We start from the raw sequence: 15,803 nt of genomic DNA on the forward strand, positions 1-15,803 counted from the left end.
AGTCAATACAATATACTAATTATTAGTGTTTTGAGCAACTTTTTTATAATGCACTACGGGTAAAAGAAAACTAAATATTAAATATTATTATAATTACAATGAGCAACCTGACAAAGAATTAAGTGATGGTATTATCGGTTTTTTTGTTTTAGGCTGTTTAATTGCAATTTTTGTAAAGATAGCTCGTGTCAACGGTTGGTAAACTACCCCAAAGCTACATCCAACATCATCATAGCAATAAATCCGCCAATAAAACCAAGGGTAGCAATATCGCCATTATCGCCTTGCTGGGTTTCGGGAACTACTTCTTCAATCACAACAAAAATCATGGCTCCGGCTGCAAATGCTAATGCGTAAGGCAAAATCGGAGTAAAAAAACCAACGGCTAATGCACCAATCACAGCCGCAATAGGTTCAACCAAAGCAGAACTTTGTCCGTACATAAAACTTTTTCCACGACTCATACCAGCTCTACGTAGCGGAAACGAAACCGCCAAACCTTCGGGTAAATTTTGTAAACCAATACCAATTGCTAATGTTAACGCACCGGCAATGGTTGCTTCGGGAATTCCGGCGGCAACACCGCCAAACAAAACGCCAACCGCCAAACCTTCGGGAATGTTATGTAAGGTAATTGCTAAAACCAATAAAGTGGTTTTTTGCCAGGGAGTTTTGGTTTTAACACCTTCGGTTTTCGATACAGGGTGATTCAAATGTAAATGTGGTAAAATTTTATCTAACACAAACAAAAACAATGCGCCTAATGCAAAACCAATAGCTGCGGGCATTACTTTGGTAAAACCTTCGCCTTGGCTCATGTTTATAGCAGGGGCAAGCAAACTCCAAAAACTGGCAGCAATCATTACACCGCCTGTAAAACCAAGCATGCCGTCTAATAATTTTTTGTTCGGATTTCGAAAAACAAAAACCAACGCCGCACCAATGGCTGTTAACGACCAAGTGAACAATCCGGCAAAAAGTGCTGCCCAAACCGGATCTACCGATTCAAAAAAAGCGATTAATTGATCGAACATATTAAATCTTTTTAACGAATAAATTTTGAGCCACAACTTTTGATAAAGTCAGCTCGTTTTCTTGAAACAGAATCGTTACCGAATGGTCAAAATTTTCATGTTTTAAAACCATAAAAGTGCTCCCCAAGGCAATTTTTTGTCGGTCTAAATACTGCAAAAATGCTACCGATGTATCTTTTACACCTACACACATATAATTGTTGTTTTCTTCTGTTTCTGTCAATAATTCCTTTTCACGGTATGGAATTTCACCTTTAGCATTAGGAATAGGGTCACCATGCGGATCTTCTTTCGGAAATCCTAAAAAAGCATCCAACGCATTAATCAGTTTTTCAGATTTTATGTGTTCCAATTCTTCGGCAACATCATGCACTTCGTCCCAATTAAAATGTAGTTTATCAACCAAAAAAACTTCCCATAAACGGTGCTTTCTAATAATCATTTTTGCGGTGTACATACCTAATTGCGTAATAAAAACACCTTGGTATTTTTCGTGCGTTATTAAATCTTTTTCTTTTAATTTTTTAATCATATCGGTAACCGATGACGCTTTGGTATCAATTTTTTGCGCAATGGCGTTTGTTGATATACCTTGATCTTCGGTTTGCGATAAGTGGTAAATCACCTTTAAGTAATTTTCTTCTGCGTGCGTAAGCATTTGCTACTAAATTTTAAATCAAAGATATAAAAGAATTTTGAAAATTATATTTTTTATTTTGTTTGAATATAAAAATATTTTTAGATTTGTCTAAAATTATAATTCAATGAAACAAAATATACTTTTAATGTTATCCTTAATTGGATTTCAAACAGCTTTTTCACAGGTAGAACAAGATTCTATTCCCAGTTCTATAGAAGATGATACTTTAGACGAAATTGTTATCTCTGGAACCATGAAACCCGTGCTTCGATCGGAAAGTTTGGTGCCTGTTGAGGTTTATACGCCTACCTTTTTTAAGAAAAATCCTACATCAAATGTTTTTGAAGCCTTACAAATTGTAAACGGGGTGCGTCCGCAGGTAAATTGCAGCGTTTGTAACACAGGCGATATTCATATAAATGGATTGGAAGGACCTTATACTTTTGTTTTGATCGATGGAATGCCTATTGTTAGCGGACTTTCTACTGTTTATGGTTTATCGGGAATTCCAAATTCGCTGATTGAACGAGTTGAGGTTGTTAAAGGACCTGCATCTTCTTTATACGGTAGCGAGGCTGTTGGTGGATTAATTAATATCATTACAAAAAACCCTAAAAACGCGTCGCTTTTTTCTGCTGATGTATTTGGAACTTCTTGGGGCGAAGTAAATACCGATGTTGGTTTAAGCACCAAAGTAGGAGAGAAAGCGCATTTGTTAATGGGGGTGAACTACTTTAATTATTCAAACCCGATTGATAAAAACAATGATAATTTTACCGATTTAACTTTGCAAGACCGTATTTCGGTTTTTCAAAAATGGAATTTCTCCAGAAAAAGCAATAAGTTATTTACTATTGCCGGTCGCTATTTTTACGAAGATCGTTGGGGTGGCGAAATGGATTGGAATAAAAGTTACCGTGGTGGCGATGAGGTTTATGGCGAATCAATCTACACCAATCGATACGAATTAATGGGAACCTATGAATTACCTTTTGCAGAAAAAATGTTCTTTTCGTTTTCTTATGCCGATCACGATCAAAACTCGGTTTATGGCAACACACCTTATATGGCAAAACAGCAAGTTGGTTTTGGGCAGTTAACCTGGGATAAAAAATTAGGCAAGCACGATATGTTGTTTGGGGCTGCTTTTAGATATACATCTTATGACGATAATACACCAGCAACCAATGAAAAAGATGTTACGACAATGCCTGGTTTTTTTGCACAAGACGAGATTTCGTTAAATACAAAACATAGTATTTTATTAGGAGCAAGGTACGATTATAACAACAATCACGGATCTATTTTTACACCGCGCGTGGCTTACAGATACAAAGCAAATACGGGCGATGTACTGCGTTTAAATGCCGGAACTGGTTTTAGAGTAGTGAATTTGTTTACCGAAGATCATGCGGCACTTTCTGGTTCGCGAGATGTTATTGTGTTAGAAGATTTAAAACCCGAAAAATCGTACAACGTAAATTTAAGTTATTTAAAACAATGGTATTTTGGATCGAATGTGTTGCAGTTAGAAGCATCAACTTGGTACACCTATTTTACAAATGCCATTTTGCCCGATTATGATACCAATCCAAATCAGATCATTTACGATAACTTAAACGGACATGCAACATCAAAAGGAATCAGTGCGAATGTGGATCTTATTTTAGGAAACGGATTAAAATTCATTGTTGGCGGAACTTTAATGGATGTATCAACCGAAGAAGAAGGTGTTAAACAACGCCAAATGCTTACCGAACGTTTCTCTGGTACATGGGCAGTTTCGTACACCATACCATCAATTAATTTAGATATTGATTACACCGGAAATTTGTACGGACCAATGCGTTTGCCTTTGGTGAGCGAATGGGATCCTAGACCAGAATATTCAGAAACCTACAGCATACAAAACATTCAGCTAACATATAAAGGTTTTAAAAACTTTCAGATTTATGGTGGTGTGAAAAACCTTTTAAATTGGACACCAAGTAAAAATGTTCCGTTTTTAATTTCCAGATCAAACGATCCATTCGATAAAAATGTACAGTTTGATCCAAACGGAAATGCAATGCGTACCCCTGATAATCCGTATGGTTTGGTTTTCGATCCATCGTATGTATATGCAGCAAACCAAGGTATAAGAACCTTTTTAGGAGTTCGATATAACTTTTAATCTCATTTAATTTGAAGCAGTTACTTTTAGTATTATTTTTTAATTTTTACGTTCAAAGCTATTCACAACAACTGCAAACATACAGCTTTGAACAATTACAGCAGTTGGTCGAGAGAAATCCTCGGCCAATACTGCTTTACTTTTATACCGATTGGTGCCAATATTGCAAAATGTTGCAACAAACTACTTTCAAGAATAAAAAGGTGATAGAAAAACTAAATAAAAACTATTACGTTATTTTTTTTAATGCCGAAACTAAAACTACAATAACCTACAACCACAAACAGTACAAATTTGTACAAACGGGTATAAAAACAGGTTATCATGAATTGGTAAATTTTTATTTAGGAAAAAGGCAACAAATTTATCCGACCATTATTTTTTTAGATACAAATTTTAACGAAATATTTTTTCTGCAATCGTACATTTCTGCGAACGATTTTTTAGAAATCATCTAGTGTAAAGTCACTTTTAAGCAAGTAAGTATCAATCTAAAATATGTTAAAACAAACTCTTAAAAAATGTTAAAAAAGTAATTTTAAAAAGTTTTATTATTGTTATGTGGTTGTTTTTCAGTACATTTGCTTTTGTGTGAAAATTTAAAGGTAGTTTTTTGCAACGAAAAAAGCCTATCTTTACCCGCAAACAACAATAAATATAACTATGGAAACAGGTTTACAACATGCGCATTCTTACATTGCTTTTGCTGCTTTAATTTTGTTGATTGTGGCATCGATAAACGCAATTATCGGAATGTCATTAAACAAAGAATTTAAAGACGGCGATCGTAAATTATCGTTATTCGCTTTAATTTTTACACACACACAATTGTTAATTGGTTTAATACTTTATTTCAATTCGTCAATGGTTCAAACTTTTAATTTGCCAATGGGAGAAGTAATGAAAAATGCCGATTTGAGATTGTATGCAATAGAACATCCATTAATTAATATTATAGCAGTAATATTAATTACCATTGGTTGGTCACGCCACAAAAAAATGACTACAAGCAAAGCAAAATTCAAATCAATTGGAATTATGTTTGCTTTAGGAACTATTTTGATTTTATCAAGAATTCCTTGGAGCGCTTGGTTATAAAATTCGATTCTTAATTCCGTAAAAAGAAAAAGAATCCTCTTGTCTTTACAAGAAAAAAAGAAGTTTAATTAAATTACAATTTATGAAGAAGCATTTTTCATTAATTTTAGCAGGATTAGTAACACTTACGGCAGTAACAGGCTTTAGTGTTATCACAAAAAACAATGAGATGGATAACAACGTAAAAGTTGTAGGGAAAGAATTAGCGTATGTAGAAACAACAGCTAATAATTTGGGGAAAGATTCTTCTAAAATAAACGAAAAAGAAGCTGAATTAAAAAGAGAATTAATTAAATTAAATGCCGAACTGGAAGCTTTAGAAAACGAAGTAGAAACCGTTCACGAAGAAACAAAAGCGTCTTACTATCACGATAAATTCAACGGTAGAAAAACAGCAAGCGGCGATGTTTTTAGTAACAAAAAATACACGGCAGCCCATAAAACACTACCTTTTGGAACTAAAGTGCGTGTAACAAATCTTACAAACGACGAAGAAGTGATTGTTGAAATCAACGATCGCGGACCTTTTGCAAAAGGGCGTCAGTTAGATTTAAGCAAAAAAGCTTTTATGGATTTAACGCACAACCGTAATCACGGAACCTTAAATGTTAAAGTGGAAGTTTTGCCGGAAGATTACGAAGAAAAGAAGTCAGAAATTCAAGACGAATTAAACATTGTAACTTCGGTTCCTAATGATTTAGATTTGAATGAATTTGCGATATAGCCTAATTATTATCATATTATTGTTTGGTTTTGCAAGTTGTAAAACGGCAAGCAATACAAAAAACAGCAAAACCTCATTGTTTAAAGATGAGGTTTTTGCATGTTATTACCACAACAAATTTAATGGTAGAAAAACAGCAAGCGGAGCCGTTTTTTCTAACAGCAAATTAACCGCAGCACATAAAACCTTAAGTTTTGGTACAAAAGTTAAGGTTACTAATATTGAAAATGATAAAAGTGTAGTTGTAGAAATTAACGATCGCGGACCGTTTACCAAAGGTTTAGAAATTGATTTAAGCAAAAAAGCATTTGATGCCATTTCGCACGATAAAAAAGCGGGTAAACTTCAGGTTAAGTTAGAAATAGTTAATCATTCCAAGAAGTAAAAGGCACATTGCTTAAATAGGCGTTGTAAAAACGCTCATCGCCGGTTAATTCATCGCCCAGCCAATCGGGTTTTTCAAATTGTTGATCGGTAGTTTGCAGTTCTACTTCGGCAATAATTAATCCTTTGTTTGCACCATCAAAAACATCAACCTCAAAAACAACAGCACCAAACGGAACTAAATACCGGGTTTTATCAATCACAAAATCTTCGCACAGCAATAAAAGTGCTTCGGCATCTTTAATGTCGATCTCTTTTTCCCATTCAAATCGCGATAAACCATCGGCAGAACTTATACCTTTCACCGTAATAAATCCCTTATTTCCTTTGGTACGCACACGAACCGTTCGGTTTTTATCGGTATTCAAATAGCCTTGAGTAATCTTGTAGCTTTCTTTAGCATTCGCTAAAAAATTAGTACTTTTAACGGCGAATTTTCTTTCAATTTCTAACATTGATTTTGTAGGGTTTTCTTCGAAATCAAATATCGTAAAAAAGAAGTTATGAGTTTAATAAAAAAACAGTTAACCTATAAAAATGTCAATGAAATATTTACAAAATATATTGTAGATGATCAGGTGGTTTTGCAAGAGCGGCTGTATTTTTTATATGATTTGGTTCGATACTATCGCCCAAAAAATCCAAAAGCGGTTGCCAATATTACCTTGCGCGAACTGCTGGATCATTTGATCGAATTCGACAAACACCGTGTAATTCTTGCTAATTATCTGAAAAATATTCTTTCGGGAAGATCTTTCCACAGAATGGTTTCAGATGCAGGTATTTTGCAGGATTCAGATTTTTTGTATGAGATAAGAAAGCGTATTTCGGCAAAGATATTACCTTATCAACCAAAAAGAGATACGTTGGAATATGCGTTGAATCAGGTTTTTTATAAGGAAAACGATTTTGTGTGGATCAATAAAATTCCGTTAACCGAATTAATAGAACTGGTTGAAATTTTACAGATCAAAGATATTTATAGTTTTGATAAAGCCGATGAAGGCGCTTTGTCTGAAATACTGTATGCCATGGGACTTTTAACCCAGCGAATGAGCGGGCGTTCTATGGAAACAAGTATTTTAAATATGATTCCGAAATACAACCACTTGGGCAGTCCGTTTTTAGGTTTCGAAAACGAGTTTTTAGAGATTGAAAACCGCTTGCGAAAAGGCGAAATTCAGTTTGTAGATTCCAATGACTTAAACTACCGACAAATGGTTATTTTGTACAACCAGTGTGTAGATCTGGTTAAGCATGCCTACAAAAACAGCGCAACATTTGGTATTACGCTTAAGGTAAATCAAAGTCTGTTACGGATAAGACAACAGTTAGACCGTATTAAAATTTTAATGGACTTTTTGGTTGTTGATAAGTCAAACAATCGAATTGAAAATACCGTAAAACTATCATTAAAGCTTATAGAATACAACTGCTACAAAAATAATATCAGCAAATTAATTGCAGAAAGCACGCAGGTTGTATCGTACGAAATTACCCAATACACCGCAAAAACAGGCGAACATTACATTACAGAAACAGCCAAAGAGTTTTTCTCCATGTTTAAAGCATCATTAGGTGCGGGTCTTGTAGTAGGTTTTTTATGTATTTTTAAAGTATTATTATCAAAGGCAGATACCAGTGATTTTGGTTTTGCGTTTTTATACAGCATGAACTACGCCTTTGGTTTCATTGTAATTTATTTATGCGGATTTGCACTGGCAACCAAACAACCTGCAATGACGGCATCAACCATTATAAAAGCAATCGAAGAAGGTAGAAAAAATCAAACATCAACAACCGAACAACACAGTTCTTTTGCCAAATTGTTTGCAAGATTATTCCGCTCGCAGTTCATTGCTTTTGTAGGGAACGTTATCATGGCTTTTGGCGTGGCATTGCTTTTAATTTGGATTATAGACAGCATTACCGGCATAAACATTACCGATACCAAATGGCATACCTTGTTAAAAGATTCAAGTCCGGTGCATTCGCTGGCAATTTTTCATGCAGGTATTGCGGGCGTTTTCCTTTTTTTATCGGGAATTATTTCAGGAAACGTATCCAATAAAAACAAACACAATCAGGTGTATTACCGCATACAGGAAAATCCGTTTTTAAAATCGACTATTGGCGCTTATAAAGCTAGTAGATTGGCGGGTTGGTTAGAAAAAAAATGGCCGGGAATTATTTCAAATTTTTGGTTTGGTGTTTTCATGGGAAGCACGCATTCTATCGGAATCTTTTTAGGTTTGAATTTAGATATTCGCCATATTACGTTTGTTAGTGGAAACATTGCGCTAGGCGCTTATGGTGCCGATTTTCAACTACCATGGATTACTTGGATGTGGTGCGCTTTAGGATTGTTTTTTGTAGGATTTATGAACTTTATTGTAAGCTTTGGTTTGTCGTTAGGTTTAGCATTCCGATCGCGAAATATTCCGTGGACCGAAGTTTTTTCTTTGCAAAAATCGGTTTGGAAACACTTTAAAAAACACCCTTTGCATTTCTTTTTCCCACCTCGAAAAAAGAAAGAACCTGTTATTACAAATTGATTTAGATTGTAATGGAAATAAATCAAACGCATCGCAAAATAATTCATATCGATATGGATGCGTTTTACGCTTCGGTAGAACAGTTAGATTTTCCTGAATTAAGAGGCAAACCACTTGCCGTGGGCGGATCTGAAGAACGCGGTGTGATATCGGCTGCAAGTTACGAAGCCAGAAAATTTGGCATTCGAAGTGCCATGAGCGGTAAGCTGGCAATAAAAAAATGTCCGGAATTAATCTTTGTAAAACCGCGTTTTAGTCGATACAAAGAAGTTTCAAACCAAATAAGACAAATCTTTTTAGAATATACCGATTTGGTGGAACCCTTGTCGTTAGACGAAGCCTTTTTAGATGTAACCGTTAATAAAAAAGGATTAAAAAGTGCCACTTTAATGGCAGAAGAAATTCGGCTAAAAATATTTCAAACAACCGGATTAACGGCTTCAGCAGGAATTTCAATAAATAAATTCCTCGCAAAAATAGCAAGCGATTACAACAAACCAAACGGACAAAAAACAATTAAACCCGATGAGATCATTCCGTTTTTAGATTCACTAGAAATTAAACGTTTTTTTGGTGTAGGAAAAAAAACGTGCGAGAAAATGTATCATCTGGGTATTTTTACCGGAGCCGATTTACGGCAAAAATCTTTAGATTTTTTAGAAAATCATTTCGGTAATTCGGGCATTCATTTTTATCAGTTGGCTCGTGGTATAAGTAATTCAGCGGTTGTTCCAAATCGATTACCAAAATCAATCGGAGCAGAGCGTACTTTTAGAGAAAATTTCACATCGATTATTCCTTTAAAAGAAAAGCTAACCGATGTTTGCGAAGAAGTTTCTACCCGTTTGCAAAAAAGAAATCTTTCTGGGAAAACCATCACTTTAAAAATAAAATACAGTGATTTTACACTACAAACCCGCAGTTTTACTCTGACGTATTACATTAGCAGTTTTGATTTGTTGTTGGATACTTCATTGGAATTGTTACAACAAAGCAACTTAAGAACATCGGTACGTTTAATTGGTATTCAGGTAAGCAATTTAAACATAAACCAAAAAAAAGCAGAATACGTGCAGTTAAAATTTAGGTTTTAGGAAACAAAAAACTCAAACCGAAAGGTTTGAGTTTTTTTAATATTGACAAAATATATGAAATTATTTCATTTGGTAATCTTGTGTAGTATTAGCTTTTGCTTTTTGCACGTTTAATACATTACCTTTGCTATCTAATACAGCAACCACAACGCTTGCTTTTGAAAGATCCTTTAACTCATAAGATAAGTTAACAGAGGTTTTGTATTCATTTGAAGATTTTGTTTGATCTGCAGCAATAGATTGACCTAAGAAATCATTTGTTGCACGTACTACGTGATCATGAACAAAATCCATTACCCATTTTCCGCCATTTCCTTGTTCTCCAAACAATCTATTGTGTTGTGCTTGTTGGAATACCAACCCATCTTCTAATAGATAAACAACATATTTAAGTTCTTGGCTAATATTTTGGCTAAATTTTAAACTAACATCAACTTTACCACTTGTTGCAGTTAAGTTTGATTCTATTTTAATACCAATTGGCGAGCCTTCATTTAAAAGTTTATGCTTTTTTTGGAATTTCTCAAACTCAGTAGATGAAAATGTATACTTTCCAAAAGCTGTTTCGGGAATAAAATTTTGAAAATCAGTACCTTTTATTGCGGTGTTTCTATTGAAACTTAAATGTGGCCATCCTGACATTTTAAGTGCACTTGTAAGTCTTGATAAACCTGGTAATACAAATGGGTCTTTTACACTACTTGGGTTAAAATCACCATGTACGCCAACTCCAATAACTCTATCTTTATATTCTGATTTTTCTAATCCTTCGATTGCAATTGTACCCAAGGGACACCAAACACAACTTGCAGATGTAATATCTTCAACTAATACTTTTTGTTTGAAATCTCCTTTTGTAAAATCAACTTCCGTGTTTTGTGGTTCAGTAGTATCATCAGAATCAGAACAGCTAACAAAACCTAAAGATGCTATTCCAAATAGCAAAACTGGCAATAATTTTTTTGTAAACATAATATGTTGTTAATATTGAGTTAATATGGTGTAAAATAAAATAAAAAAAATATCATAAAAAAATTATTCGATAATTATTTTATCATTAATTTTGAAGCTAAATTTTTAAATAACTGATAATATATCATGAAATTACGTTTATCATTAGTAGCTTTTTGCTTGTTGTTTGTAACATTTGCAATTGCTCAAAACAAATTACCAAATATTTCATTAAAAGGGCTTGATAACAAATCTATAAACATTGCAAATTACAATAACTCTTCTAAACCTGTTATTGTAAGCTTTTGGGCAACGTGGTGCGGACCATGTATCAGAGAGTTAGAAGCAATTAAAACGAAGTATGCACAATGGCAAAAAGACTATGGTGTAGAATTAGTTGCAGTTTCTATAGATGATTCTAAAACCATTAATCGTGTAAAGCCTATGGTAACTTCAAAAGGATGGAAATACAAAGTTTTATTAGATGTCAATCAAGAGCTTAAAAGAACAATAAATGTGGTAAATGTTCCTTATACAATGATTCTTTATAAAGGAAAAGTTATGTTTACGCATTCTAATTATACTCCTGGAATTGAAAACAAAATAGAAGAAGAGTTAAAAAAAATTAGTACAAAATAATCAATGAAGAAGATAATTCTTTCGGCGACGTTATTAACGTCGTCTTTCTTTTATGCGCAAGTACGCGTAGGGATTGAATCAAATAATCAGTATTATCTTGATGATGATAAGATTAAAATAGATGAAAAAGAAGCCGAAGATCGTTTAAGATCTAACACTTATATAAAGGTTGATTATTTTAAAAACAAGTGGGAGTTTGGTACGCAGGTAGAATCTTACTATCCAAAAGCAATAATAAATTACAATCCAGATTTACAAGATGTTAATATAGGTACTATTTACGCACGCTATAACGATATTGAAAACGGAGTTAATATTACCTTGGGGCACTTTTACGAGCAATTTGGAAGCGGTTTAATTTTGCGTTCATGGGAAGATCGTGCATTAGGAATAAATAACGCGCTTTTTGGTATGAATGCGAAATTCCGTTTAACAAAAAACCTCGATTTAACTGCTTTAGGCGGTAAACAACGTATTGGAATGGGCTTCGATTTTTCCGATAGTTATGTATTAGGAACCAATTTAGAGTTTAATGCGGCAGATGCACTTAAGTTAGAAAATACCGATTTAAGATTTGGAGCAAGTTACGTTGGTAGATTAAATGAGGAAAAAGTAACGGAATACGAGGGTATAAATGATTTAACCAATGCTTTTTCTGGTAGATTTAACTTAGGAATTGGCGGATTTAATTTTGGTACAGAATATATTCACAAACAAAAAGATATTGTTATTGCCAATGAAGATTATGTAGATGGAACATTTCTAGAAGGAAATGCTATATTAGTTAATTTAGGATATAACAAAGATAATTTTGGATCAAGTGTTAATCTCCGAAGAATGGAGAATATGACATTTTATTCAGATAGAAAGTTGGCAGGAAACCAATACAATAAAGGTGTAATAAATTATGTTCCGGCATTAACAAAACAATACGATTTTTCGCTACAAAATATATACGTGTATCAAGCGCAAGGTGGAATTAACTGGTTTGAAAAAAGAAACGGTGAAATTGGTGGGCAGTACGATTTTTACTATGATTTTGTAGAAGGAACTAAATTAGGTGGTAAGTATGGAACACATTTAGCGGTAAACGGATCTTATTGGGGAGGTTTAAAATCAACCTATGATTTTGAAAATAATAAATTAGAGGATGAGTTCTTGAAATTTGGAGAGAAATATTATTCTGATATTGCTGTAGAAGTAAGAAAAAGATGGTCTCCAACTTTTCAAACCATTACTATGTACATGAATCAATACTACAACGCACCTGTTTTAGAAGGAAAGTTCGATGATGTAAAAACCGATATTGTAAGTGTGGAAGGTTTGTATAATTTTTCTGAAACAAGTTCGGTGCGTTTCCAGTTACAAAATATGTGGGCATCTGCAGATAAAGGAGATTGGGGAGCAGCCTTGTTAGAGTATGTTCCTAATACCATGTTTAGTATATATGTTACAGATATGTACAATTATGGCAATTCACACGCTGAAAGCCGTATTCATTATTACAGCGTTGGTGGTAGTTTTTCTAAAGGCGCAACCCGTATCGCTGTAAATTATGGTCGCCAACGTGGTGGTTTAATGTGTGTAGGCGGTGTTTGTAGATATGTGCCAGAATCAAACGGAGTTACCTTAAACTTAACAACAAATTTCTAAATAACTAAAAGTCTGAATTTAAATTCAGACTTTTTTTATTGATTTTTAGGAAGATAAAAAAAAACAACGTAAATTTGCACCACTTTTTAGTAGAAGATAAAGAATTGGCTAAAGGGTTGAAACATAAATCAATAACAACTTCTGTTTAAAACTTCGTTACAATTCTTAAATAAGCAGAATACAAATTTATTATCAGACATGTCTGAACAAACACAAAACGCAAAAGAATTCTTAGACACTTTCAACTGGGAAAGTTACGAAAACGGTATTGACGCAGTAGATGCTCAAAACTTACAAGAATTCGAAGATTTAGTAGAAAAAACTTTTATCTCAACTGGTGAAGAAGAAGTTGTAGAAGGTGTAGTAGTAAGAATCACAGACAGAGATGCAATCGTTGATATCAACGCTAAATCTGAAGGTGTTATTTCTTTAAACGAATTCCGTTACAATCCTAACTTAAAAGTTGGTGATAAAGTAGAAGTTTTAATCGACGTTCGCGAAGATAAAAACGGTCAATTAGTATTATCTCACCGTAAAGCTCGTACAATCAAGGCTTGGGATCGCGTTATCGCAGCTCATGATACAGGTGAAATCGTTAACGGTTTTGTTAAATGTAGAACTAAAGGTGGTATGATCGTTGACGTATTCGGTATCGAAGCATTCTTACCAGGATCTCAAATCGATGTGAAACCAATCCGCGATTACGATCAATACGTAAACAAAACTATGGAATTTAAAGTTGTTAAAATCAACCACGAATTCAAAAACGTAGTAGTTTCTCACAAAGCATTAATCGAAGCTGATATCGAAGTTCAGAAAAAAGAGATCATCGGTCAGTTAGAAAAAGGTCAAGTATTAGAAGGTGTTGTTAAAAACATTACTTCGTACGGTGTATTCATTGATTTAGGTGGTGTTGACGGATTAATCCACATTACAGACTTATCTTGGTCTCGTATCAACCACCCATCTGAAGTATTAGAATTAGACCAAAAATTAAACGTTGTAATCTTAGATTTCGATGACGAGAAAACACGTATCCAATTAGGTTTAAAACAATTAAACGCTCACCCTTGGGATGCTTTAGATGCTAACTTAAACGTTGGTGACAAAGTACAAGGTAAAGTAGTTGTTTTGGCTGATTACGGTGCATTCATCGAAGTTGCAGAAGGCGTAGAAGGTTTAATCCACGTTTCAGAAATGTCATGGTCAACGCATTTACGTTCAGCTCAAGATTTCGTGAAAATCGGTGATGAAGTAGAAGCAGTTATCTTAACATTAGACCGTGAAGAGCGTAAAATGTCTTTAGGTATCAAACAATTATCAAACGATCCTTGGACAGATATTACATCTAAATACCCAGTAGGTTCTAAACACACAGGTACAGTTCGTAACTTTACAAACTTTGGTGTTTTTGTTGAATTAGAAGAAGGTATCGACGGTTTAGTTTATATTTCTGATTTATCTTGGACTAAGAAAATCAAACACCCATCAGAATTTGTTAACGTAGGTGACAAGTTAGATGTTGTTGTTTTAGAATTAGATGTTGAAGGTCGTAAATTATCTTTAGGTCATAAGCAAACTACCGATAACCCATGGGATGCTCACGAAGCAGCTTACGGTGTAGGTACAGTTCATAACGGAACAATTGCAGACTTAAACGATAAAGGTGCAACTGTAAACTTCGATGAAGATGTGGTGGCTTTCATCCCAACTCGTCATTTAGAGAAAGAAGACGGTAAAAAATTGAAAAAAGGCGATACTGCTGATTTCAAAGTTATCGAATTCAATAAAGAATTCAAAAGAGTTGTAGCATCTCACACAGCAACATTCCGTGAAGAAGAAGAGAAAAACTTCAAAGCTTCAGAAGAAAAAGCTGCTGCAAATAACGCTGCAAACGAAAAAACAACTTTAGGAGATATCGACGCTTTAGCAGAATTAAAAGCTAAAATGGAAGGTAAAAACTAATAAGTTTTCTCTACATAAATTTAATCCCGTCAAACACATGGCGGGATTTTTTGTTTTTCGGGCGTTCCCCTTCCATTCTGTTTTAAAACAAAATTTAAGAAAACTCACAATTCATACAAACAAACAATTGCAGTAAACAGTCGGGTCGGGCTATTCGCTATAAGTCCTCGCTCGTTGTGCCTCCTCACTGCGGGCTATCCGCTGCTATCCTTAACGCAGTTTTCGTTTAAAGTTTAAAAGTTGTAGGTTTTAAGTTTTAAGTTGTAAGTTGTAGGTTTTTTAAATCATAAAAATAAAATTTGTGAAAATCCGTGCAATCAGTGGTTAAATGATTTGAAGTTTAAGGTTTAAAGTTTTACGTTTCAAGTTATTTTGCTAAATCAATTGCCTCGAACTTTAGTTCGAGGGTTGTTTTTAATTTTGAGTAGGCTTTAGCCAAATTTTATGTATTACAGTAAAGCCGTAAAATAAATCTGCGATAATCATTAAATCAGTGGTTAAATAAAAGAATAACCTTGGGCTTCATCCAACATCCCGCACCAAGCATATAGCATCAAATATAAATAAATCATCTGTGCATCTGTGGTAAAAAGATTACGGTTTCAGCCAGACACCCCGCACCAAACACCCCGCACTAAACACATATTCAGCTTCTTACAAAAAAGAATAAAAAACTTTGCAAAACCATTTGCAAAGTTCAAAAAAACAGTACTATATTTGCAACCGCTTTCAGAACAAGTAAAGCCACGTTCCTAGAAAAAGTAAAAAATAAATTTGGATTGTATTGCAAAAGGTTTTTATCTTTGCAGTCCGTTCAAAAAGAAAGGGCGATTAGCTCAGCTGGTTCAGAGCACCTCGTTTACACCGAGGGGGTCGGGGGTTCGAACCCCTCA

The 15,803-nt window shown here is 34.3% G+C and carries 14 protein-coding genes and 1 tRNA gene; 11 read left to right on the forward strand and 4 right to left on the reverse strand.

The features are described from left to right. Positions 1–203: 203 nt before the first annotated feature. Together BM253_RS02835 and BM253_RS02840 are read right to left on the reverse strand one after the other, a co-directional pair. A complete protein-coding gene (locus tag BM253_RS02835; RefSeq protein WP_091518754.1) occupies positions 204–1,034 on the reverse strand; it encodes a ZIP family metal transporter in 831 nt (276 codons plus the stop codon). 1 nt (position 1,035) lies between these two features. After that, entirely contained in the window at positions 1,036–1,692 is a 657-nt protein-coding gene (locus BM253_RS02840) for a metal-dependent transcriptional regulator (protein ID WP_091518757.1), read from the reverse strand. 106 nt (positions 1,693–1,798) lie between these two features. Between BM253_RS02840 and BM253_RS02845 the strand changes: the two genes are divergently transcribed. The 5 genes from BM253_RS02845 (at position 1,799) to BM253_RS02865 (ending at position 6,054) form a co-directional block, all read left to right on the forward strand. Continuing rightward, complete coding sequence (locus BM253_RS02845; RefSeq protein WP_091518760.1) at positions 1,799–3,847, forward strand: TonB-dependent receptor plug domain-containing protein; 2,049 nt, start codon at positions 1,799–1,801, stop codon at positions 3,845–3,847. Between the two features lie 11 nt (positions 3,848–3,858). Further along, the gene (locus BM253_RS02850) at positions 3,859–4,305 is read left to right on the forward strand and encodes a thioredoxin family protein (protein WP_177205702.1); all 447 of its coding nucleotides are present in this window, start codon (positions 3,859–3,861) and stop codon (positions 4,303–4,305) included. A 205-nt stretch (positions 4,306–4,510) separates the two neighbouring features. Continuing rightward, positions 4,511–4,945 (forward strand): hypothetical protein, encoded by a 435-nt coding sequence (locus tag BM253_RS02855; RefSeq protein ID WP_091518766.1) that lies wholly within the window; start codon positions 4,511–4,513, stop codon positions 4,943–4,945. A gap of 82 nt (positions 4,946–5,027) precedes the next feature. Beyond that, complete coding sequence (locus BM253_RS02860; RefSeq protein ID WP_245758432.1) at positions 5,028–5,669, forward strand: septal ring lytic transglycosylase RlpA family protein; 642 nt, start codon at positions 5,028–5,030, stop codon at positions 5,667–5,669. Continuing rightward, entirely contained in the window at positions 5,653–6,054 is a 402-nt protein-coding gene (locus tag BM253_RS02865) for a septal ring lytic transglycosylase RlpA family protein (RefSeq protein ID WP_091518769.1), read from the forward strand. The genes BM253_RS02860 and BM253_RS02865 overlap by 17 nt, the downstream gene beginning before the upstream one ends. Here the strand turns inward: BM253_RS02865 and BM253_RS02870 are convergent. Continuing rightward, positions 6,035–6,508 (reverse strand): CYTH domain-containing protein, encoded by a 474-nt coding sequence (locus BM253_RS02870; RefSeq protein WP_091518771.1) that lies wholly within the window; start codon positions 6,506–6,508, stop codon positions 6,035–6,037. The genes BM253_RS02865 and BM253_RS02870 overlap by 20 nt on opposite strands. A 48-nt stretch (positions 6,509–6,556) precedes the next feature. Between BM253_RS02870 and BM253_RS02875 the strand changes: the two genes are divergently transcribed. Next, positions 6,557–8,608, forward strand: coding sequence for a recombinase (locus BM253_RS02875; protein WP_091518775.1), 2,052 nt, complete (start codon positions 6,557–6,559; stop codon positions 8,606–8,608). A gap of 11 nt (positions 8,609–8,619) precedes the next feature. Continuing rightward, a complete protein-coding gene (dinB, locus tag BM253_RS02880) occupies positions 8,620–9,702 on the forward strand; it encodes a DNA polymerase IV (RefSeq protein WP_091518780.1) in 1,083 nt (360 codons plus the stop codon). Positions 9,703–9,762: 60 nt separating this feature from the next. Here the strand turns inward: dinB and BM253_RS02885 are convergent, their stop codons facing one another. Beyond that, entirely contained in the window at positions 9,763–10,674 is a 912-nt protein-coding gene (locus BM253_RS02885) for an Omp28-related outer membrane protein (protein WP_091518784.1), read from the reverse strand. A gap of 126 nt (positions 10,675–10,800) precedes the next feature. On the opposite strand from BM253_RS02885, the gene BM253_RS02890 reads away from it, so the two are divergent. From BM253_RS02890 to BM253_RS02905, 4 genes are all read left to right on the forward strand, one after another. Further along, the gene (locus BM253_RS02890) at positions 10,801–11,292 is read left to right on the forward strand and encodes a TlpA family protein disulfide reductase (RefSeq protein WP_091518788.1); all 492 of its coding nucleotides are present in this window, start codon (positions 10,801–10,803) and stop codon (positions 11,290–11,292) included. A gap of 3 nt (positions 11,293–11,295) precedes the next feature. Beyond that, positions 11,296–12,945, forward strand: coding sequence for a DUF6029 family protein (locus tag BM253_RS02895; protein ID WP_091518791.1), 1,650 nt, complete (start codon positions 11,296–11,298; stop codon positions 12,943–12,945). Between the two features lie 198 nt (positions 12,946–13,143). Further along, a complete protein-coding gene (gene rpsA, locus BM253_RS02900; protein WP_091518793.1) occupies positions 13,144–14,910 on the forward strand; it encodes a 30S ribosomal protein S1 in 1,767 nt (588 codons plus the stop codon). 833 nt (positions 14,911–15,743) lie between these two features. Continuing rightward, positions 15,744–15,803 (forward strand) — tRNA-Val (locus BM253_RS02905).

The sequence above is a fragment of the Paenimyroides ummariense genome (assembly GCF_900115115.1).
Taxonomy (GTDB): Bacteria; Bacteroidota; Bacteroidia; order Flavobacteriales; family Flavobacteriaceae; genus Flavobacterium; species Flavobacterium ummariense.